This is a genomic window from Planotetraspora mira (assembly GCF_016863275.1).
In the GTDB taxonomy this organism is placed as follows: domain Bacteria; phylum Actinomycetota; class Actinomycetes; order Streptosporangiales; family Streptosporangiaceae; genus Planotetraspora; species Planotetraspora mira.
The window spans coordinates 38,555-57,505 of sequence record NZ_BOOO01000048.1 but is presented as its reverse complement, the minus strand read 5'-3'; the positions used below and the strand labels follow the sequence as shown (position 1 = coordinate 57,505).

Annotated in this window: 19 protein-coding genes; 9 read left to right on the top strand and 10 right to left on the bottom strand. The window is 69.4% G+C overall.

Annotated features, from left to right (window positions below):
• Nucleotides 1-195: 195 nt before the first annotated feature.
• Complete coding sequence (locus tag Pmi06nite_RS37920) at nucleotides 196-639, bottom strand: Lrp/AsnC family transcriptional regulator (protein WP_203958057.1); 444 nt, start codon at nucleotides 637-639, stop codon at nucleotides 196-198.
• 216 nt (nucleotides 640-855) lie between these two features.
• Here Pmi06nite_RS37920 and Pmi06nite_RS37915 point away from each other — a divergent pair, with 216 nt between their 5' ends.
• The 4 genes from Pmi06nite_RS37915 (at nucleotide 856) to Pmi06nite_RS37900 (ending at nucleotide 5,061) form a co-directional block, all read left to right on the top strand.
• Complete coding sequence (locus Pmi06nite_RS37915; protein WP_203958056.1) at nucleotides 856-2,154, top strand: amidohydrolase family protein; 1,299 nt, start codon at nucleotides 856-858, stop codon at nucleotides 2,152-2,154.
• Between the two features lie 137 nt (nucleotides 2,155-2,291).
• Nucleotides 2,292-3,497, top strand: coding sequence for a tryptophan synthase subunit beta (gene trpB, locus Pmi06nite_RS37910; RefSeq protein ID WP_203958055.1), 1,206 nt, complete (start codon nucleotides 2,292-2,294; stop codon nucleotides 3,495-3,497).
• Complete coding sequence (gene trpA, locus Pmi06nite_RS37905) at nucleotides 3,494-4,309, top strand: tryptophan synthase subunit alpha (protein WP_203958054.1); 816 nt, start codon at nucleotides 3,494-3,496, stop codon at nucleotides 4,307-4,309. The genes trpB and trpA overlap by 4 nt, the downstream gene beginning before the upstream one ends.
• Nucleotides 4,306-5,061 (top strand): GntR family transcriptional regulator, encoded by a 756-nt coding sequence (locus Pmi06nite_RS37900; RefSeq protein ID WP_203958053.1) that lies wholly within the window; start codon nucleotides 4,306-4,308, stop codon nucleotides 5,059-5,061. The genes trpA and Pmi06nite_RS37900 overlap by 4 nt, the downstream gene beginning before the upstream one ends.
• A gap of 264 nt (nucleotides 5,062-5,325) precedes the next feature.
• Here Pmi06nite_RS37900 and Pmi06nite_RS37895 read toward each other — a convergent pair whose 3' ends face one another.
• Nucleotides 5,326-5,523, bottom strand: coding sequence for a hypothetical protein (locus Pmi06nite_RS37895; RefSeq protein WP_203958052.1), 198 nt, complete (start codon nucleotides 5,521-5,523; stop codon nucleotides 5,326-5,328).
• Between the two features lie 167 nt (nucleotides 5,524-5,690).
• Between Pmi06nite_RS37895 and Pmi06nite_RS37890 the strand changes: the two genes are divergently transcribed.
• Nucleotides 5,691-8,201 carry a X2-like carbohydrate binding domain-containing protein gene (locus tag Pmi06nite_RS37890; RefSeq protein WP_203958051.1) on the top strand — a complete coding sequence of 837 codons (2,511 nt, stop codon included), beginning with the start codon at nucleotides 5,691-5,693 and terminating at the stop codon, nucleotides 8,199-8,201.
• 135 nt (nucleotides 8,202-8,336) lie between these two features.
• On the opposite strand, the gene Pmi06nite_RS37885 is transcribed toward Pmi06nite_RS37890, so the two are convergent.
• The 3 genes from Pmi06nite_RS37885 to Pmi06nite_RS37875 are packed head-to-tail and all read right to left on the bottom strand — an operon-like array spanning nucleotide 8,337 to nucleotide 10,381.
• A complete protein-coding gene (locus Pmi06nite_RS37885) occupies nucleotides 8,337-8,930 on the bottom strand; it encodes an HD domain-containing protein (RefSeq protein WP_203958050.1) in 594 nt (197 codons plus the stop codon).
• 48 nt (nucleotides 8,931-8,978) lie between these two features.
• Nucleotides 8,979-9,473 (bottom strand): VOC family protein, encoded by a 495-nt coding sequence (locus Pmi06nite_RS37880; protein ID WP_203958049.1) that lies wholly within the window; start codon nucleotides 9,471-9,473, stop codon nucleotides 8,979-8,981.
• Nucleotides 9,474-9,511: 38 nt separating this feature from the next.
• On the bottom strand, nucleotides 9,512-10,381 hold the full coding sequence (locus Pmi06nite_RS37875) for a sigma-70 family RNA polymerase sigma factor (RefSeq protein WP_203958048.1): 870 nt from the start codon (nucleotides 10,379-10,381) through the stop codon (nucleotides 9,512-9,514).
• Between the two features lie 136 nt (nucleotides 10,382-10,517).
• Here Pmi06nite_RS37875 and Pmi06nite_RS37870 point away from each other — a divergent pair, with 136 nt between their 5' ends.
• Complete coding sequence (locus tag Pmi06nite_RS37870; protein WP_239114484.1) at nucleotides 10,518-10,931, top strand: VOC family protein; 414 nt, start codon at nucleotides 10,518-10,520, stop codon at nucleotides 10,929-10,931.
• Between the two features lie 194 nt (nucleotides 10,932-11,125).
• Here the strand turns inward: Pmi06nite_RS37870 and Pmi06nite_RS37865 are convergent, their stop codons facing one another.
• The 3 genes from Pmi06nite_RS37865 to Pmi06nite_RS37855 form a co-directional block, all read right to left on the bottom strand.
• A complete protein-coding gene (locus tag Pmi06nite_RS37865; protein ID WP_203958047.1) occupies nucleotides 11,126-12,238 on the bottom strand; it encodes an ABC transporter substrate-binding protein in 1,113 nt (370 codons plus the stop codon).
• A gap of 247 nt (nucleotides 12,239-12,485) precedes the next feature.
• Nucleotides 12,486-13,148: a DUF4097 family beta strand repeat-containing protein gene (locus tag Pmi06nite_RS37860; protein WP_203958046.1), complete on the bottom strand. Its 663-nt coding sequence runs from the start codon at nucleotides 13,146-13,148 to the stop codon at nucleotides 12,486-12,488.
• A gap of 290 nt (nucleotides 13,149-13,438) precedes the next feature.
• The gene (locus tag Pmi06nite_RS37855; RefSeq protein ID WP_239114483.1) at nucleotides 13,439-14,596 is read right to left on the bottom strand and encodes an erythromycin esterase family protein; all 1,158 of its coding nucleotides are present in this window, start codon (nucleotides 14,594-14,596) and stop codon (nucleotides 13,439-13,441) included.
• A gap of 90 nt (nucleotides 14,597-14,686) precedes the next feature.
• Here Pmi06nite_RS37855 and Pmi06nite_RS37850 point away from each other — a divergent pair, with 90 nt between their 5' ends.
• On the top strand, nucleotides 14,687-15,370 hold the full coding sequence (locus tag Pmi06nite_RS37850) for a TioE family transcriptional regulator (RefSeq protein ID WP_203958044.1): 684 nt from the start codon (nucleotides 14,687-14,689) through the stop codon (nucleotides 15,368-15,370).
• 15 nt (nucleotides 15,371-15,385) lie between these two features.
• On the opposite strand, the gene Pmi06nite_RS37845 is transcribed toward Pmi06nite_RS37850, so the two are convergent.
• Nucleotides 15,386-15,847, bottom strand: coding sequence for a VOC family protein (locus Pmi06nite_RS37845; protein ID WP_203958043.1), 462 nt, complete (start codon nucleotides 15,845-15,847; stop codon nucleotides 15,386-15,388).
• Between the two features lie 145 nt (nucleotides 15,848-15,992).
• Between Pmi06nite_RS37845 and Pmi06nite_RS37840 the strand changes: the two genes are divergently transcribed.
• Nucleotides 15,993-17,003, top strand: coding sequence for a helix-turn-helix transcriptional regulator (locus Pmi06nite_RS37840; protein ID WP_203958042.1), 1,011 nt, complete (start codon nucleotides 15,993-15,995; stop codon nucleotides 17,001-17,003).
• Here Pmi06nite_RS37840 and Pmi06nite_RS37835 read toward each other — a convergent pair.
• Nucleotides 16,998-17,630 (bottom strand): TetR/AcrR family transcriptional regulator, encoded by a 633-nt coding sequence (locus tag Pmi06nite_RS37835; protein ID WP_203958041.1) that lies wholly within the window; start codon nucleotides 17,628-17,630, stop codon nucleotides 16,998-17,000. The genes Pmi06nite_RS37840 and Pmi06nite_RS37835 overlap by 6 nt on opposite strands.
• 132 nt (nucleotides 17,631-17,762) lie before the next feature.
• Between Pmi06nite_RS37835 and Pmi06nite_RS37830 the strand changes: the two genes are divergently transcribed.
• Nucleotides 17,763-18,947, top strand: a complete 1,185-nt coding sequence (locus Pmi06nite_RS37830) for an alpha/beta hydrolase (RefSeq protein WP_239114482.1) — start codon at nucleotides 17,763-17,765, stop codon at nucleotides 18,945-18,947.
• Nucleotides 18,948-18,951: the final 4 nt, after the last annotated feature.

Genomic DNA, 18,951 nt, shown 5'->3' with positions numbered 1-18,951 from the left:
GGTAGTCGGCGCCGAGAACACAAGGCATCGTGACATTTTGTCCTGATGCCCATCTCCGCGGCTGGTCGCCCCCGTGCGGAACCACGTCGCAGCCGGCTCTCGGGTTCCACGGCGACGTGGGCTCGGGACATCCGCTCCCGAGCCCGTCATCCAACTGGCTACAAGGCTTCCCCAGGTCAGAAGGCCTGCCGCAATTCACGTGCTGTCGGCGGAGAGCGTCTTCATGGTGACGTAGCTGGTCACCGCGGCCACGCTGGGCAGGTTGGCCAAGCGGTTGGCGTGGAAGTCCTCGTAGGCGGCCAGGTCGGCGACCTCGACCTGGAGCAGGTAGTCGTAGTTGCCGGTGACGTGGTGGCAATGCACCACTTCGGACAGTCGGACGACCGCACGCTCGAACGCGACCACATCCTTGCGGCCGTGCCGTACCAGCCGGATACCGGCGAACACCCGCAGGCTGCGGCCGACGGCAGCGGGATCGATCAGCGCCCGGTAACCGCGGATCACCCCGGTCTCCTCCAGCCGCCGCACGCGACGGAGGCAGGGAGACGGCGACAGACCGACCCGGGCGGCGAGTTCCGCGTTGCTGATCCGACCGTACTTCTCAAGCACGGCCAGTATCGACCGGTCCACGTCATCCACGTGAGCAGATTATTGCGCCACCGCCGCACCTACCACATCAGATAACCGTTCTAAGGCGCTATTTGCTGCCAAAGTTGCCGCGATAGGCATCAAGGCGGCATGCCGGTCGGCCACGCTTGAGGCGTCACGGCAGATGGGCGACCCCTTGGCGGCACCGGGTTCCCACCACAACGTGATGTTGGACAATCCGAAGGCGTTCGTGGAGGCGCTTACCCCATGAGGACCCTGATTACCGGCGGCACCGTCGTCAGCATGGACGCGGCTGTCGGCGATTTCGACCGCGGCGACGTGCTGATCGAAGACGGCGTGATCGTCGAGGTGGCCGAGCGGATCGACGCGCCGGACGCGGCGATGATCGGCGCGACCGACCGGATCGTGCTGCCCGGCTTCGTCGACACCCACCGGCACACCTGGCAGACCGCGTTCCGCGGCATCGGCGCGGACTGGACATTCGCCGACTACGTGGTGGCGGTGCACGGCACGTTGAAGCCCCACTACGAACCTGAGGACGTCTATCTGGGCAACATGCTGGGCCGGCTGGAGGCGCTGCACTCCGGCGTGACGACGATGCTGGACTGGTTCCACGCCGCGCAGAGCCCCGAACACGCGGACGCCGCCCTCGCCGGCCTGCGAGCCGTGCCCGGACGGTCGATCCTCTGCTACGGCGCGGGGTACCGCACCGATGACCAGATCGACGCCGAGGTCCGCCGCGTCCGGTCCGACGTTCCGGAAGACGGCCTGGTCACCATGGCCTTGGGCCTGCGCGGTCCGGGTGAGGCCACCATGAACATGGTCGCCGCAGACCTGAAGCTGGCAGCCGATCTCGGACTGCGGACCAGTGTGCACGTCGACGGCCTGACAGGCGGCCGCCCGATCGCCGAACTCCGCGAGCACGGTCTGCTTTTCGACACCACGACCTTCGTGCACGCCAACGGGATCAGCGACGACGAGTTGAAGATGCTCGCCGACGCCGGCAGTTCGGTGTCGATCAGCCCGGACGTCGAGCTGAAGATGGGCTTCGGCTGGCCGATGACCGGTCGCATGCTGGCGGCCGGCCTGCGCCCGACGTTGTCCATCGACGACTGCCCTTCGGTCGGCGGCGACATGTTCGCCACCATGCGCACCGCTTACGCCGTGCAGCGCGGCCTCGACGGCGGACTGAACTCCCGGGACCTGCTGAAGTTCGCCACCGTCGACGGCGCCCGGGCGTGCGGACTCGCCGCCCGAACGGGCAGCCTCACGCCAGGCAAGGACGCCGACATCATCCTGCTGCGCGCCGACGATCCCACCGTGTTCCCGGTCACCGACCCCGCCGGCACCGTCGTCGCCGCCGGCCATCCCGGCCTGGTCGACACGGTTCTGGTGGCCGGCCGCGTGGTCAAGCGCGACGGGCGGCTGGTGGGTGTGGACCTGCCGGCCTTGCAGAGCAGGTTGCTGGAATCGCGTAACCGGATCGCGGCCGCCGCCGGCATCCCACTCGACGGAACCTGGCGTCCCCGCGCGGAATCCGAGTAACCGCCCGTGCTGTGATTCGCGGCCGAAGACCCTCCTGGTTGCCGTGCCGGGCACCGGTGGTGGCGCGTCCTCGCCTCCCATGCCACACTCACTGTTATAGAACTCCTTATAGAGTTATAGAACGATGGGAGCATGGCATGCGAGACATGTCGCCGTGGCGTGAGCCGGTCCCGCCGGACGGGACGATGGGCGAGCCCCGAGCGCGGGGCCGATTCGGCGAGTACGGCGGACGGTACGCGCCGGAGTCCCTGGTGGAGGCATGCCGCGAGGTGGACGAGGCGTTCCGGGAGGCCTGGGCGGATCCGGGGTTCCGCGGCGCCCTGGCGCGGCTGCTCGCCGTGCACGCCGGGCGGCCGACCCCGCTCACACCGGCCCGCCGGCTGTCGGAGGCGCTGGGCGTGCAGCTGTACCTCAAGCGCGAGGATCTCACCCACACCGGATCCCACAAGATCAACAACGTGCTGGGCCAGGCCCTGCTGGCCACCCGGATGGGACGGCGCAGGCTGATCGCCGAGACGGGAGCGGGCCAGCACGGGGTGGCCACCGCGACCGCCGCCGCGCTGCTCGGGCTTGAGGCCACGGTGTTCATGGGCGAGCGCGACATCGAGCGGCAGGCGCTGAACGTCTTCCGGATGCGCATGCTGGGCGCCGAGGTGGTTCCGGTGACCACGGGCAGCCGTACCCTCAAGGACGCGACCAGCGAGGCGATGCGGCACTGGGTGGGCGCGACCGGCGACTCCCACTACTGCATCGGCTCGGTCGTCGGGCCGGATCCGTACCCATGGATGGTCAGGGAGTTCCAGCGGATCATCGGCGACGAGGCCCGCGCGCAGTGCGCCGCCGAGCTGCGGACCGGCGTCCCGGACTACGTGGTCGCGTGTGTCGGCGGCGGCTCCAACGCGGCCGGCACGTTCGCCGGATTCGCCGACACCCCGGCGCGCCTGGTCGGTGTCGAGGCGGAGGGCGGCGCCGGGGCGGCCCGCGGCCGGCTCGGCGTCCTGCACGGCTGCCGCTCGCTGTTCCTGCAGGACGACGACGGGCAGATCACCCAGGCCCACTCCATCGCCGCCGGGCTCGACTACCCGGGAGTCGGCCCGGAGCACGCCCACCTGCGCGACCTGGGCCGGGCCCGCTACGTCACGGTGACCGACGACGAGGCGGTCGGCGCGGCGGTACGGCTGGCGCGTACCGAAGGCATCGTCCCGGCGCTCGAATCGGCGCACGCCCTCGCCTGGGTGATCAGCGCGGCGGGCGGCGGCGACCTCCCCGCAGGATCGACGGTGCTGATGACGTTGTCCGGCAGGGGCGACAAGGACGTCTCAACCCTGAAGGAGCTGCTGTGACGAACCACACCCTGGCCGCGGGCACGGTCGAACGCCGTCTGCGTGCCCACCGGGACGCCGGCCGCGGCCTGCTCATGCCGTACATCACCGGGGGGATCACGTCCGGCTGGACGGACTACCTGCGGGCGTTCGCCGCCGCCGGGGCGGACGCGATCGAGGTCGGCCTGCCCTTCTCCGACCCCACGCTGGACGGCGTCACCATCCAGCAGGCCGGCGAAACGGCACTGGCCCGGGGGGCGAGCACCCGCCGGATCCTCACCGATCTGTCCGGCATGCCGGACCTGGGCGTGCCGCTGGTCATCAGCACCTACTACAACCTGGTGCTGCACGACGGCCCCGAGGAGTTCTGCGCCGCGCTGCGCCGGGCGGGCGTCGACGGCCTGATCGTGCCCGACCTGCCGGTGCACGAGGCGGACGAGCTGACGGACGTGGCAGCCGCCGCCGGGATCGAGCTGGTCCTGCTGGCGTCGCCGGCGACGCCGCAGCCGCGGCTGGCGGAGATCTCGTGCCGCAGCCGCGGATTCGTCTACGCGGTGTCGCTGATGGGCACCACCGGTGAGCGGGCCGCCCTCGCCGCTTCGGCGGCGGAGCTCACCGAGCGGATCAGGCGCGTCTCCGACCGGCCGGTCTTGCTAGGATTTGGCATTTCCACCCCGGAACAGGCACGCGAAGCCCGCCGGCACGCCGACGGCGTGGTGGTCGGCGCCGCGGTCATGCGGCGGGTGCTCGACGGGGATGGGCCGGACGACCTGCGGGCCTTCCTCGCGACCCTGCGGCAAGCCCTCGACCAGGAGTGTGACCGACCACGATGACCCCCGACGCCGGGCACGAGGCGAGATACCGCGCCATCGCCGCCGACCTCGCCGCGAAGATCCGGTCGGGACACTACGCCCCCGGTGAGGCCCTGCCGCCGCAACGGGAGCTGAGCGCCTCCTACGGGGTGACCCTCATGACGCTGCGCCAGGCGTTGCGGGAGCTCAGCGACGAGAAGCTGATCGTGCAGCAGCCCGGCAGGGGCACGTTCATCGCCCCGCCCCACCTGGCGTACCAGCTCGACTCGCTCCGCAGCCTGGTCGACGACCTGCTCAAGCAAGGCCACGACGTGCGCACCGCGGTGGCCGGGCGGGCGGTGCGCCGGGCCCCCGCCCGGATCGCCGCGGAGCTGCGACTGCGTCCCGGCGACACCGCCCTGCGGCTGGAGCGGGTCCGCGAGTTCGCGGGGCGTCCCGCCGTACACCAGGTGTCCTGGGTCCGCCGGCCGGTGGCCGACCAGATCCGCGACCGCGACTTCACCGCCGTCTCCCTCTACGCGGCGCTCGCCGACACGGGAGTGACGGTCGCCCGGGCGTCCGAGGTGGTCCGGCCCGGTCTGCTCGACCCCGCCGTCGCCCGCCACCTCCACGAGCCGCAAGGCAGCCCGGTGCTCGTCAGCACCCGGATCACCTACACGCTCGACGCCACGCCCGTGGTGTCCGACCATGCCACCATCCTCGGCAGCATGATGGAGATCCGCACCGAACGCGCCGCCACCGGCCTCTCTCTCACCTGGGGCGCCACCAGCTGAGAACCTGTGTGCGGTCCATCCCACCGCGACGACGAGCAGGTTCTCGCGGACCTTCGCCCCTCCGCTCGGTCAGCGCTGCGGTGAACACGGCCGTAACCACAGGAGAATCCGCGAGAGCGCCCGTGCCGGACTCGGTAAGCATGGCCCGAAACGTAGGCGTAATAATTTCCTTCGTCAAGTATTGATTCACGGGCGGACGAGTCCTACGCTCGGCGGCACTCACCGGCTTCCCTGCCAGACTTTGAGGACCCCGATGCCCCCCTGTCACCCTCCGTGCCGTTCCCTCCGGCCACCTCGCGCGATCACCAACTCCCCGGCCGGCGCGGCATCACGCATGAGCGCCGCGCTCTTCTCCCGGGTTTCCCGCCGGACGAAAGCGCCGGTGGCGGCGTGTTCCGCCTCCAGTTCCAACCGCGTGGCGACCAGGACGGTGCCCGCAGCCTGACCAGGCGAAATGATCAAAGTTGGCCGCATCGGGCCGGTGCAGGCATCCCCCTGCCCACCCTCGACCCGCAGCAGACGGTGCTCCTCGACATCACGAGGCTGCCGTCACTGATCGCTGCACCGGACGGCCCACCGCCGCTGGTCACGGGCGTCGTGCCCCCGGACCACACGAAGAGGAGATCGCATTGAAACGACACACGAGGGCGCGTCGAGCGCTCGCGGTGATGAGCGTGGCGGCGATGGCCGTCGGGCTCATGCTCGGCGAGGTCATGCCGGCGTCCGCGACACAATCCGACGCAGCCACCGCCGCCCTGACGGCGTCCACGACCCCCACTCCCTCGCCGACGCCGTCGTCCAACACGGTGCCGACACCGACGCCCAGGAAACCAGACGCATCCACCGCCGACCCGTGGGCCACGCGGCCGTACATGGGGTGGAGCAGCTACAGCATGCAGGTCTACTCCGGGAACTCGAAGTGGATCACCGGCGACCAACTCGTCAAACAGTCCGACGCGATGCACGCCAAGCTGCAGAAGTACGGCTACGACTACATCAACGTCGATGCGGGATGGAACGACGGGGTTGACGCCAACGGGCGGCCCAAGCCCAGCGCCACGCTCTATCCGCAAGGCCTGCAGAAGGTCATCGACCACGTCCACGCGAACGGCCAGAAGTTCGGGGTCTACATGATCCCGGGCATCTCCCCCGACATCTACAACGCGAGCCTGCCGATCGCCGGAGCCCCGGGGTGCACGACGCACGACGTCGTAGCGCAACCGCCCCGTCCCTCCGACTACTGGAAGATCGGTTACAGGATCGACTTCTCGAACCCGTGCTCGCAGAAGTACATCGACTCGATCGCCGACCTGCTTGCGCAGTGGGGTGTCGACTTCGTCAAGTTCGACAGCGTCACCCCCGGATCCGGGGTGAGCGACCTCTCGCTTGACGCCCGAGACGATGTCGCCGCTTGGTCGAAGGCGCTCAAGGCACACAAGATCTGGTTCGAGCTCTCGTGGGCGCTCGACCCGAACTACGCGGACTACTGGCGATCCATGGCCAACGGCTGGCGGATCCAGTGGGACGTCGAGTGCTACTGCCCCCATGACGCGCTCACGAACTGGGACAACATCGCCCGGCTTTTCCCGTCCGAGGCGACCTGGTGGCGCAACGGCGGAAACGGCGGTTGGAACGACCTCGACTCGATTGACATCGGCAACGGCAAGATGGACGGCCTGACCCGCGACGAACGACAGACGGCGATGACCCTGTGGGCGACCTCCGCCGCGCCGCTGTACACCGGCAACGACCTGACGGACCTCGACGCCTACGGGCTCAGCCTGCTCACCAACCCGGAGGTCATCGCCGTCGACCAGGAAGGAACGCCGGCGCGCCCGGTCTCGACCGCGACCCAGCAGCAGGTGTGGTACGCGCTCAACTCCGACGGCAGCTACACCGTCGCGCTGTTCAACCTCGGCCGGACCGACAAGGACATCACCGCGAACTGGACCGACATCGGTCTGACCGGCTCCGCCACCGTGCGCGACCTGTGGGCGCGCAAGAACCTGGGTCGTTTCCGCACCGGCTTCACCGCCTCGGACGTCCCCATCCACGGGGTACGGCTCCTCAAGGTGACGCCGCAGTCCGGCGCCGAAGTCAGCGTCAACGACGACGCGCTGCGCGTCGGCTATGCCGGTGAGTGGACCCGCAACGGCGGAAACGAGGTCGCCGCGACCTCACAACCACTCAACGTCAACGTCACCGACACCGGCACCGCGGCGCCGCCGTCGGCATCTGGCCCGACTCGGACCATCACGCTCAACGACACCGCCCCCGGCATCGTCTACACGGGGTCATGGTCGCAGAGCACTGGGCGGAGTCTGGGCGACTACGACGACGACGTCCACTACACCGAACACGACGGCGACTCGTTCCAATACTCCTTCGTGGGCACGGGCGTCTCCTACGTCACCGAAATGGACACCTCGCAGGGTGACGTCGATGTCTACATCGACGAGCAGTTCGTGAAGAGTGTGAACACCGGGCGTGATTCAGGACAGCCGCGCCTCGCGCAACAGAAGGTGTTCAGCGTGGACGACCTTCCCAACGGAAGCCACACGCTCAAAGTCGTCAAGAAGTCCGGATCCTTCATGCTGCTCGATCGCATCGACGTGATCCAGCCGAGTCTCATCGACCCGTCGGCTGTGTCGTTCGACAAGAAGGCTCCCGCGGACGTGCCGGTGAAGCTCCTGCGCGACGGCAGTGAGTTCGCCGGGGTTTCGCTCGACGGCACCGCACTCAAGGAAGGAACCGACTACACCCTGTCGGGATCGACGGTGACCCTGTCGGCCGGCTACCTCGCCACGCTGCAGGTCGGCCCGGCGAAACTGGACTTCGCGTTCCGCGGAGACTATCTCGACGACGTCCACGCCACGACCCACAACGGCGACTCGGTCTCGTACACGTTCGCGGGCACAGGAGTCGACTGGATCACCGCCACCACGCCTGATCAGGGTCTCGTCGACATCTACATCGACGGCAAACTCGTCAAGCGCGTCGACACGCACAGCGACGTACGTGCCACGCGGCAGAAGGTGTTCAGTGCCTCAGGGCTCACCAAGACAAATCACACCTTCATGGCGGTGAAGGCGTCGGGCGACGTGATGCGCACCGACGTCATCCGTTACACCACCCGATGACGCGGGGAGGGCCGGGGCGTCGGGGGCGCTCCGGCCTTCCTTCGCACAGCGACGGATACGAGGTGGGGCGGGCCGAACCCCGCGGAACTCGGCTGCCGCTCGCCATGATCTGGTGATGGCGACAGTCCGAGCGTCTCAGGCTTCGAGCTCGCGCCAGGCCTTCCGCCAGGTCTCGAACCAGTCGGCGAACCACGGCTCGCGCTGGGCGAGCGGAAGGATGAAGTCGACGGTCTCGCGGTGGTACCGGCGCTGGAAGTCCTCCGGCATGCGGTGCAACTCCTGCACGTTGCTGACCCGATCGGCCAACTTGACGAGCACGGCCTGGTCCGGTGCCGAGGCGAGAGAGCGGAGGTAGGCCCGCTTCACCTCGCGCTTGTCGCCTCCGGTCGGTGTCTGCGGCTTGGTCACCCAGCCGACCAGTTCGGCTACCCGCTCGCCGAACCGATCGGCGATCGAGGAGATCGGGCAGGGCGTGTCCTCCACGACGTCGTGCAGCGCGAGCGCGACCAGCACGTCGCGGTCCACGATCCCCGCCCCGGCCACCGCCGTCTCCAGTGCCTCCACCAGGTGGGCCACGTACGGATCGCCCGTCGGCCGAAGCTGATCGCCATGCTGCTCGGCGGCGAACGCCAGAGCCCCGCGGACCTCATGAAAGGTCTCCTGCGGCAGCAGATCGGCCAGGGCGGTTTCGGCGCCCTGCGCGGTCTTCCAACTGGTGAACGTCCTCATCCCGATCCCTCTCCCCATCGCCGCACGCGTCGATCAAACCATGTGATCTCACGGCATTCGACCGCGTTCCGTCCGCCGTATGCGTGTCTCGGGCTTCTTCGCGCTTTCGATGGCGAGCACGTGTTCCCGCCTGTGCCGCGGCTGGGTGAATCGCAGCATGTTGCCGGAGGGATCGCGGAAGGCGCAGTCGCGGACGCCGTCGGGCTGGTTGATCGGTTCTTGCATCACTTCAGCGCCCGCTGCCTCGATGTGCTGGAAGGTGGCGTCGCAGTCGTCGGTCTCGAAGACAAGATGGCCCAGCAGGCCGTCGGCCATCAACTCCTCCATCGCCTGCCGGTCGGCCGGCGAGGCACCCAGGTCTGCGCCGGGTGATTTGAGGATGATCCGCATGTTCGGCTGCGACGGCAGGCCGACGCTCATCCACCGCGTCTCCTCGCCCTCGACGTCATCGCGTACCTCGAAGCCGAGCACGTCACGGTAGAAGCCGAGCGCCTCGTCGAGGTCGTGGACGGCGAGAGTGCAAGACGAGACCTTGAGATTCATGCCGGTCACGCTGCGGGCCGGTCGGGGAGCATGGCTCATCACCGCTCCCCTTTGCCGGCGTGAAGAAAGACGATGTCAAGGTCGCGAAGCCGGTCGGCGTCGGTGTCGACGGCGATGTGGGTGATCTTCCCGGCACCGATGGTGAAGGTGAGGACGGCCTTCGGCTGGCCGCGGTGCGACCAGACGGCCGACGGAACGCCGTCGACCAGAGCCAGCCGGGCGGCCTGAGCTCGTCCGGCGAAGAAGGCCGCCACCGCGTGGGCGCCGCGGACCTCGACGGCCACGGCGTCCGGATCGAGCAGTTCGAGCAGGGCGGCGAAATCCCCGCTCCGGGAGGCGGCAAGGAACGCAGCGACGATTTCCCGCTTCGGGGATCGCGCGGCATCGGATGCCTCGGACGCTCCTTGCACCCGGCGCCGGGCCCGGCTGGCGAGTTGCCGTGCCGCCGCCGGGGAGCGGTCGATGACGGCGCCGATCTCGCCGAACGACACGGCGAAGACGTCGTGCAGGACGAACGCGAGCCGTTCGGCGGGAGTCAGGGTGTCCAGCACCACCATCAGCGCGACACCGACCGAATCCGCCAGCAGCGCCTCGCCCTCGGGGTCGGCCTGGCCGGTCGGGAGGGTGCTCGTGTGCGGTGCGGCCGGCTCGGGCGGCAGCGCCCCGGCCGACTCCTCACGCCGGTTGCGGCGTGCCTCCAGCATGTTCAGACAGACCCGGGCGACGACCGTGGTCAGCCACCCGGCCGGGTTCTCCACCTGGCCGGTGTCGGCGCGGCTGACCCGCAGCCACGCCTCCTGGACCGCGTCTTCGGCTTCGCCGGGTGAGCCGAGCATTCGGTAGGCCACCGCCTGCAAGCGGTCTTGGTGCTCTGCGAACCGCTCGTTCAGCCAGTCCTGCTCGATCATCGGTCACATTCCTCCGTCTCGGCCTGTCATACCAATTGACCGGCGAACCCACGCCGATGTGACCGCCGGGCCCGGCCCGGGTGTCACGCCTGCCGGTTCAGGCAGCGCATATACCGAAATCATCAGGAGACATGGCATGAAGGCGCACGTGAGCTCGATCCTCCTCGGCGTCCGGGACCTGGAGCGGTCCAAGCAGTTCTATACGGAGGGTCTCGGCTGGAAGGTCGACAGAGACTACGGCATCTCGGTGTTCTTCGAATCGGACGGCGCCTCGCCGGTCGGCTTCTACGGCCGCGAAGGCCTGGCCGGGCAGGTGGGCACGAGCCCGGAAGGCAGCGGCTTCACGGGTCTGGTCCTCACCTACGTCGTCCGCAGCGAGGCGCGAGTCGATGAGATCCTCGCGGAGGCCGAGAAGGCCGGCGCCACGGTCCTCAAGCCCGCCGGCGTCCTGCCGTGGGGCGGGTACGGCGGCTCCTTCGCGGACCTGGACGGCTACATCTGGAGTCTTGGCTACAGCGCACGGGGAACGGACCAGCCCTACGCGGAGTAGCGGTCGGGGAAAGCCCCTGTCGTGTGGGGGTGACGCGGCCACTGCCGGGCACACCGGCCGGATTCGTCTGGACGGACGGTCCGGCATGACCGGCGTGACCGGCACCGAGGCGTAGGTTCGGCGTCGACGCGGGATCCTGTCGACGCCGAACCACCGCGCGTCGTGAAACGCCGCGTGACACCGTCCGTGCTCTCTCAGCCGGTGTGAAGGATCCGAAAGCGACCGGGTTCCGCCGGATCTCGATCGACGACTTGGACCGGTGTCCAAGCCCATTGCCAAACGCTGATGCCCGGCGTGCGGGAGAACTGGATCTGCCCGCGGGTGCCTTCGACTGCGACGCGCGGCCAGGACTCGGCAGTGCGCGCCCGGTCCGCGCCGTGAGAACGCAGCACATCGGCGAGGACGGTGACCGTGTCGTAGCCCTCGAAGGATACGAAGGAGGGCGCTTCGGCCAGCCGCTCGCGGAGGGCCGTCTCGACTCGTGCACCGAGTGGGCTGAGACGCTCGGGCAGGTAACGCAAGAACGGGATCGCGGCGCTGTCGTCGCCCAGCAACGTCGCCCATTCGGCGAACTCCGGTTGCCCGGCCGGAGCACCAATCATGATCTCGGCGAGGCGCCGGTCGCGGCGGACAGACGTGACGATCGACACTGCCGGCTCCGGGTGGCCGACCAGAAGAAGGAGTGCTGTCGCGCGATTGTCGACGAGTTCGTCGCACACGGCCGCGGGTGCGAGCGCCCGCATGTCGAGTTCGATGACGGAGCCGCCGCGTGGAGCGAGGTAGTCCCGCAGAATGCGGGCCCCAGATGCCCAGTAGACACTCGGCTGGGCTGCTACGGCGATTCGGCTGTGGCCGGCGCTGAGGAGGAAGTCCGCGTAGATCCGCCAGCCGTGGGACTGCGCCGGGGCGAGGCGCGCGACCCATTCCGTCGGCTGTTCGGTGAGCGCGTCGAGAACCGCTGACGAGCAGAGGAACGGCAGGCCGAGGGCGTCGGCCCTGGCGGCGGCGGCGCGAGCGACGACGCTGTGATACTCCCCCGCCAAGGCGGCCACGCCCAGGTGAGCCAGTTCGTCTACGGCCGCCGCGGCCCTCTGCGGATCAGCCGCGGTGTCTCGGACCACCAGCTCGAGTGGTCTTCCGGCGATCCCGCCGGCCTCGTTGACTTCGCGAACGGCCAGTTCGAGTCCGGCGAGCAAGTGCCGGCCTGCCTCGACCCAGCCAGGCCGAGTCAGCGGAACGAGAGCGCCGATCTGGACGGATGATCCGTCAGTCCGCTCCGCTCCAGGTGTCGATGGGGGCGTATTCATGCGTTGGCGTCTCCTGTGTGACGATTCGGCTGCAGTATGCCCGGATCGCCGGGTGCCCCGCTCAAGCACCACCACCTCGACTTGCTCGGCCCCGCCGCCAGTGCCCCTGAGTGGCGACGTCTTGTACGACTTCTCCCGGCCCTGCGTGTGGATCGCAGGCCCCTCGGGGTGGACGGCCGGGCCTCGGCGACGACCGAAAGGATCTCGATCGCGGTGGGCCCGGCCGGATGGTCCTGGTTCTGCTCCTTCAGAGGCTGCGGGCGGTGATGTCGCCTTTGGAAGTGGTGGCGCGGATGTCGAGTCCGGCGGTGCCGTCGTTCTTGAGGGTGTTGCTGACGCGGCCGTAGGAGGTGCCGGCGTCCAGAGAGGCCGAGACGCCGCCGGCGGCGGCGACCGAAATGTCGCCGAACTGGGTGCGCAGCACGACCGCGCCGCCGGTGGCCTCGGTGATGCGGATGTCGCCTCGTGCGGTGCTGATGTTCGCGGGGCCGCCCAGCCGCCCGACCTCGACATCGCCGTCGATCGCCGTGAGGCGGACGGTCGCGGCCTCGTCGATCTTGATCTGGCGGTACGCGCCGTCGAAGGCGACGTCGCCGAGGCGGCCGACACCGCGGAGTTCGCAGCCGGCGGCCTTGGCCTCGATGCGGGAGCCGGCGGGCAGCTTGACCGTCACTTCGATGGATCCAGACGGGCCGAACAGCTGGTTGTTCGGCGTGGTCTCGATCCGCAGGACGCCGTCGGCGTAGGCGACGGTGGTCTGCTCGGCGGTCTTGGTGTCGCGGCTCTTGGCGGGGTTGGTGGGCAGGACCTCGACGGTGGTGTCGGTCCGGTCGGCGGCGATGAGCTGGACACGTCCGGCGGGGATGTTCAGGACGGTGGTGATCGGGGCGGGGGTGTCGAACTTCTGCATGATGTTCTCCTGTGCTCGTTCGTTGTTTCCGACATTGGAAACGCTACGTTGCTTTCAGGGAGACGGCAACAAAGTCGTTGCGCATACTCATCATCTATGCAGGTGAAAGCTAGAAAATCGTTGCGATGGCCTTGAAACGTAATGCAACACCGTCGGTTCTCGAGTTGCAATGAATTGAGAGTGAACGCTATGCCCGAGGCCTCCAGGAACGCGATGGAGATCGCGAAGCCGGGGGGCGGGCTCCCCCAGCACGAAAGCCGGCAGATCGTGCTGGGGCCGGCACACGCCTGTCAATCGAGGCTGACAACCTGCTTGAGGAAGACGACGCCGTCGATCATGTTGAGCTGGGCCGGGTCCAGCGGGAAATAGCGGAAGTCGTGCGAGACGCGCGGGGCGGGCTTCGTGATGGCCTCGACCAGGCGGCGGGCGTCGATGAGGGAGCGGTCCCACGGGAGCGTGGACAGGATGCCCTCGACGGTGTCCGTGGGCGGGGTGTCGTCGCCGACCGTGCCGAAGGCGGAGGCCAGGAAGGCGTACCGGTCGCCCAGGTGCGCTTCGGTGATCGCCCCTGCGCTCCACCACTCCACCGGCAGGTCGCCGAGCCGCATGAAGCTCTTGTCCCGCTGCAGGTGAAGGTTGTGGCAGAAGACCAGGGCGGGGCCTTGCCCGGCGATGGCGCGCAGGTTGGCGGCCATCATCGCGTCCCGCAGGGCCGACAGCCGCATTATCCGCGCCGGGGACGTGTCGGCCATCGAGGAGTGGTAGCGGAGCAGGCCGACGGCGGTGCGCCCGTACAGCGCCGCCCGCTCCCTGTCTTTCGCGCTCAGCCGCGGCATCTGAGTGTCGAGCAGTGTCACCAGGTCGTCGGCGAGCAGCCGCAGCCGCTGGGCGTCGGCGGACTGGCCGATCGACTGAGACGGGTCCATGACCGTGGCCTCGTTCGTCCACCGGTCGTCCGGGCCGAGCAGCGCGTCGAGGGTCTCCCTGGTGCAGGGCAACGGGCCGTCGAGGAGGGCGCAGAGAGCGGTGAGCGCCTCGCGCGGGCTCTCGGCCCAGTACTCCAGCGGGCCGTCGAAGCCGAAGAACCGGAGCTTTTCGTCATGCTCCTCGTTGTACGCGCGCATCCAGCGCACGAGTTCGCGGCTGGCCGGGGACGCGCCGAAGCCGTGGCTGAAGCCGCGCTCCATGACGTCGTCGAGCGTGCCCGCGCCCGTCGCGATGTAGTCGTCGACCACGAGACCCCTGAGGCAGTCGCTCTCGATGGCGAACGACCGGTAGCCCTCGTGCTCGACCAGGTGCCGGAAGATCTCGTTGCGCAACTCGCCCAGCTCTCCCACGAAGTGCCTGGCCTCGCCCAGGCCGAGCAGCAGGGGCTCAGCGGGAAGCGACCGGAGGAACGCCGAGACGCCCGCGCCGTCGAGCGGCCGGGCCGTGTCCTTGATGTCCATGCCTTCAACGGTATCGCTGAACATTCGATGTAAACTTTGCCGTGAGAATGCCCGCTTTCAGCACGAAAACCTTCAATCGGTGATGCATCCATGAGGCCAGTGGACCTGGCGCGCGAGCACGGCCTGTCCACCCAGGCGATCAGAAACTACGAGGACGCCGGCATCCTGCCCGCCGCCGAACGCACCGTCCACGGCTATCGCACCTATACACCGTTGCACGCGCAATCCCTGCGCGCTTTCCTCGCCCTCGCGCCCGGGCACGGGCACCAGACGGCCACGTCGATCATGCGGGCGGTCAACCGGGGCGCCACCGAGGACGCGCTGCGGCTCATCGACGAGAGTCACGGCCAACTGCTCGACGACCGCCGCACTCTCCAGGCCGTCGAAGCCGCGCTCCGCGATCTGGCGCCCATGCCGCAGGAGCGCGGCGACACGTTCATCGGCCCCCTGGCCAGGAGGCTCGGCATCCGCCCTGCCACCCTGCGCAAATGGGAGAACGCCGGGCTGGTCCGGCCGCGCCGCGATCCGCAGACGGGCTACCGGATCTACAGCGCGGCCGACGTACGGGACGTCCGGCTGGCCCACCAGCTCAGGCGGGGCGGCTACCTCCTGGAGCAGATCGCCCCGCTGATCGCTCAGGTCCGCTCCGCCGGAGGCGTCGCCCCGCTGGAGTCGACCCTGCGCGAGTGGCAGGCCCGCCTGTCCGCCCGGGGCCGAGCCATGCTCAAGGGCGCCGCCGACCTGGACGCATACCTCTGCGCCCGCGAACGCTGAGACCGCTGATCTGCGTCAGTCCAGGCAGAACTCGTTGCCCTCGGGGTCGGTCATCACGATGAAGCCGGCGCTCATCGGGGGCGCGGGCTCGTAGCGACGTACCCGCGTCGCTCCCAGCGCGACGAGCCGGTCGCATTCGACCTCCAAGGCCGCCATCCGCTCCTCTCCTTGCAGTCCGGGGGCCGCGCGGACGTCGAGGTGGACGCGGTTCTTGGCGATTTTGTCCTCCGGCACCTGCTGGAAGAACAGCCGTGGGCCGTGCCCGTCCGGGTCCTCGAGGGCCGACCTCGTGTTGCGCTGCTCCTCCGGTACGCCGACCCGCGCGAGGAAGTCGTCCCACGCGGCCAGCGGGTCGGCGTCCTCGGGCAGGTCGACTCCGGGCGGGCCGGGGTGGACGTAGCCCAGCACGTCGCGCCAGAAGGTCGACAGAGCCCGCGGGTCGTGGGCGTCGAAGGTGACCTGGATATGGCGGCTCATCGGGTTGCTCCGTTCGTAGCGGGCTTCGTGTGCAGGTCGAGGTCGCGCAGCGTCCGGTTCCAGTCGAGTACGTCTGCATCCATGGGGCCACCCTGACACTCCTAGCGGACAGAATCGGTCCGCTATCTCTGGCAGGGTGGGCGGCATGGACGGGGCGAGCAGTGACGAGCGGGGCACGACGGAGCGCGTGCTCACCCTGCTAGGGCTGCTGCAGCAGCGCCAGGTTTGGACCGGGCCCGAGCTCGCCGACCGGCTCGGGGTCACGCCGCGCACGGTACGGCGTGATGTCGAGCGGCTGCGCACGCTCGGCTATCGGGTGCATGCCGGCCAGGGTGTCGGCGGCGGCTACCGGCTCGGCCCGGGCCAGGACCTGCCGCCACTGCTTCTCGACGACGAGGAGGCGATCGCCACTGCGGTTTCGCTGCTCGCAGGCGCGGGCGGCGCGGTCGCCGGTACCGGCGACGCCGCGCTCCGCGCACTGTCCAAGCTCGACCAGGTGCTGCCCGCCCGGCTGCGACACGAGGTGCGCGCGCTCATCGGCTCGGTGGAGTCCTTCGGCGGAGGCCGCACGCCGGTCGACCCCAAGGTGCTCATGACGCTGGCCAGAGCCTGCCGCGACCAGGTCGAGGCCGCCTTCGGCTACCCCTCCGGGAGCGAGGTGCGACGGCGGCGGGTCGAACCCTACCGCCTGGTCGCCTCCGACCGGCGGTGGTACCTCCTCGCCTACGACCTCGACCGCGCCGACTGGCGCAGCTTCCGCGTCGACCGGATGACCGATGTGTCCGCACGGACCAGGCGCTTCCGCCCGCGCGCCGCGCCCGACGCGGCGACGTACGTGCAGGAGGGTGTGGCGAGCCGCGTCTACCCGCACCAGGCGCGCTTCCTCGTGCACGCGTCGGCCGACACGGTGCGCGCGCAGATTCCGGCGTCGGCGGCCGTCGTACGTCGGCGAGGGAACGAGCTCTGTGAGGTGGAAAGTGGCGCCGCCAGCCTCGACTTCGTGCTCATGCACGTGCTCCTGCTGGGGCACGACTTCGAGGTGCTCGACCCTCCGGAGCTCGGGAGGCGCTGTCGCGCGCTGGCGGAGAGACTGCTGTCGGCCGGGGCAGCGATCTCACCGGAGCCGGACCCGCAGACCGTCACCGACCACTCATGAAACGCCGGTCTGCGACTTCCTTCGCCGCTCGCGGACGCCGGCGGGGTGTGGCGGGGTGAGCGCGCGCAGGACGTGGGCGACGAGGGAGTCGAGGTGGCCGGGGTCGGGCATGCCGAGATGAAGGGCCATGCGGTGATAGAGCGGGCCGTACAGCAGGTCGAGCGCGACGTCGAGGTCGGCGTCGGCGGAGAGCTGGCCGGCGTCCTGGGCCCGGCGAAGCCGTTGCTTGAACGCGGCGATGCGCGGTTCGATGAGGTGTTCCCTAAGGTCGTGGGCGAGGTCGGGGTCCTGCAGCGCCTCGGCGATCAGCCCGGTGGCGGGCGAGGTGTGCACCGGTGTGAGGATGCCGATGACCTCGGTCAGCAGGGTGCGCAGGTCGGCGGCCAGATCGCCGGTGTCGGGGGGAGCGGAGGCGAGGGTCGCGGCCTGGTCGAGGAGTTCCAGGACGACCGCGCCCTTGGATGGCCACCACCGGTAGATGGTCGTCTTGCCCACTCCTGCGCGGGCGGCGATGGCCTCGATGGTCAGCCGTCCGTAGCCGTTCTCGCGGCAGAGGTCTTCGGTGGCGGCGAGGATCGCCTGCCGGCTGCTCTCGTTGCGGCGTGCCGCGTTCGGCCCCTTGGACATGCCCTCATCGTAGGCGAAACGAAACGTCGCGTATTGACTCTGGACACGCTCCCCGGCATGCTCTGACGAGACGATACGTATCGTCCCAATCTGTTGCCGGGACAGATTCCCAGAGTTGACGGGGGTTCGATCATGACCATGCCGCTGGGATACGTGGCGTCGACGGCGCTTTTGGCCTGGTGCACCTTCTTCGCCGTTGTCGCGCCGCGCCGGCCCCGACCACTGGCGAGCATGAGCTTCTGGTTCGGCCTGACCCTCAACGAGGTGCCGTTCCTGGGCATTTTGGCACTGCTGGCCTCCACGGCACTGGCTGAGGCCCAGGGCGATCTCGAGTCACCGGGCGCCAAGGCGACGGCCGCGGTGGCCCTCGCCACCATCCCCGGGATGGCCGTGTCCGCCTGGCGGGGCCTGCGGACGGACCAGGTGGTCGGGCGCGCCCTTGAGCAGGGGCTGGGGACCGCTTGGCGAGATCATGTGCACAAACCGCTGCGCCGCCACCGGCCCTGGGCCCGCATCCTGCTGCTGCCGGGCTTGATGCGGCAGCGCAACGTGGAGCGGATCCCCAACATCCGCTACGGGGACGCCGGCCGCCGGAATCTGCTCGACATCTACCGCCGCCGCGGCGCGCCGCAGAACGCGCCGGTCCTGGTCTACTTCCACGGCGGCGGATTCACCCGCGGAGCGAAGAACCGCGAGGCGCGGCCCTTGCTGTACCGCCTCGCCGGCCAGGGGTGGGTGTGCATCAGCGCCAACTACCGGCTGCGGCCCCAGACCTCTTTTCCCGGCCACCAGATCGACGCCAAGAAGGTCATCGCCTGGGTCCGCGAGCACGCCCCCGCCTACGGCGCCGATCCGTCGAGGCTGTTCGTCGCGGGCAGCTCCGCCGGCTCCAACCTGGCGGCCCTGTGCGCGCTCACGCCGAACGACCCGGTGTTCCAGCCCGGATTCGAGTCGGCCGACACCTCGGTCACCGGGGCGATCTGCCTCTATGGCTACTACGGCCACTTCTTCGGTGGGGAGCCCGACGAAACGCCGTCCCCGAACCAACCGTATGCGTACCTCAACCCCGGTGCGCCGCCGTTCCTCATCGCCCACGGCACCAAGGACGCGCTGGCGACCGTCGAGGGCGCCCGGAACTTCGTCGCCCAACTGCGCCGCGTCTCGGACAGCACCGTGGTCTACGCCGAACTGCCCGGCGGGCAGCACGCTTTCGACCTGTTCCACTCCGCGCGCTTCGAGGCGGTCGTGGACGGCGTCGAAGCCTTCGCCGCCTGGGTCCTGGCTGCTCCGCAGCGCACTCCCGACTCAGCCCGCTGAACGG

Bases quoted from the DNA above. Each gene is read 5' to 3' on its own strand.
- Pmi06nite_RS37915 (WP_203958056.1), top strand. From the start codon at position 856: ATGAGGACCCTGATTACCGGCGGCACCGTCGTCAGCATGGACGCGGCT.
- trpB (WP_203958055.1), top strand. From the start codon at position 2,292: ATGCGAGACATGTCGCCGTGGCGTGAGCCGGTCCCGCCGGACGGGACG.
- Pmi06nite_RS37900 (WP_203958053.1), top strand. From the start codon at position 4,306: ATGACCCCCGACGCCGGGCACGAGGCGAGATACCGCGCCATCGCCGCC.
- Pmi06nite_RS37885 (WP_203958050.1), bottom strand. From the start codon at position 8,930: ATGAGGACGTTCACCAGTTGGAAGACCGCGCAGGGCGCCGAAACCGCC.
- Pmi06nite_RS37880 (WP_203958049.1), bottom strand. From the start codon at position 9,473: ATGAATCTCAAGGTCTCGTCTTGCACTCTCGCCGTCCACGACCTCGAC.
- Pmi06nite_RS37875 (WP_203958048.1), bottom strand. From the start codon at position 10,381: ATGATCGAGCAGGACTGGCTGAACGAGCGGTTCGCAGAGCACCAAGAC.
- Pmi06nite_RS37870 (WP_239114484.1), top strand. From the start codon at position 10,518: ATGAAGGCGCACGTGAGCTCGATCCTCCTCGGCGTCCGGGACCTGGAG.
- Pmi06nite_RS37865 (WP_203958047.1), bottom strand. From the start codon at position 12,238: ATGAATACGCCCCCATCGACACCTGGAGCGGAGCGGACTGACGGATCA.
- Pmi06nite_RS37860 (WP_203958046.1), bottom strand. From the start codon at position 13,148: ATGCAGAAGTTCGACACCCCCGCCCCGATCACCACCGTCCTGAACATC.
- Pmi06nite_RS37855 (WP_239114483.1), bottom strand. From the start codon at position 14,596: ATGGACATCAAGGACACGGCCCGGCCGCTCGACGGCGCGGGCGTCTCG.
- Pmi06nite_RS37850 (WP_203958044.1), top strand. From the start codon at position 14,687: ATGAGGCCAGTGGACCTGGCGCGCGAGCACGGCCTGTCCACCCAGGCG.
- Pmi06nite_RS37845 (WP_203958043.1), bottom strand. From the start codon at position 15,847: ATGAGCCGCCATATCCAGGTCACCTTCGACGCCCACGACCCGCGGGCT.
- Pmi06nite_RS37840 (WP_203958042.1), top strand. From the start codon at position 15,993: ATGGACGGGGCGAGCAGTGACGAGCGGGGCACGACGGAGCGCGTGCTC.
- Pmi06nite_RS37835 (WP_203958041.1), bottom strand. From the start codon at position 17,630: ATGTCCAAGGGGCCGAACGCGGCACGCCGCAACGAGAGCAGCCGGCAG.
- Pmi06nite_RS37830 (WP_239114482.1), top strand. From the start codon at position 17,763: ATGACCATGCCGCTGGGATACGTGGCGTCGACGGCGCTTTTGGCCTGG.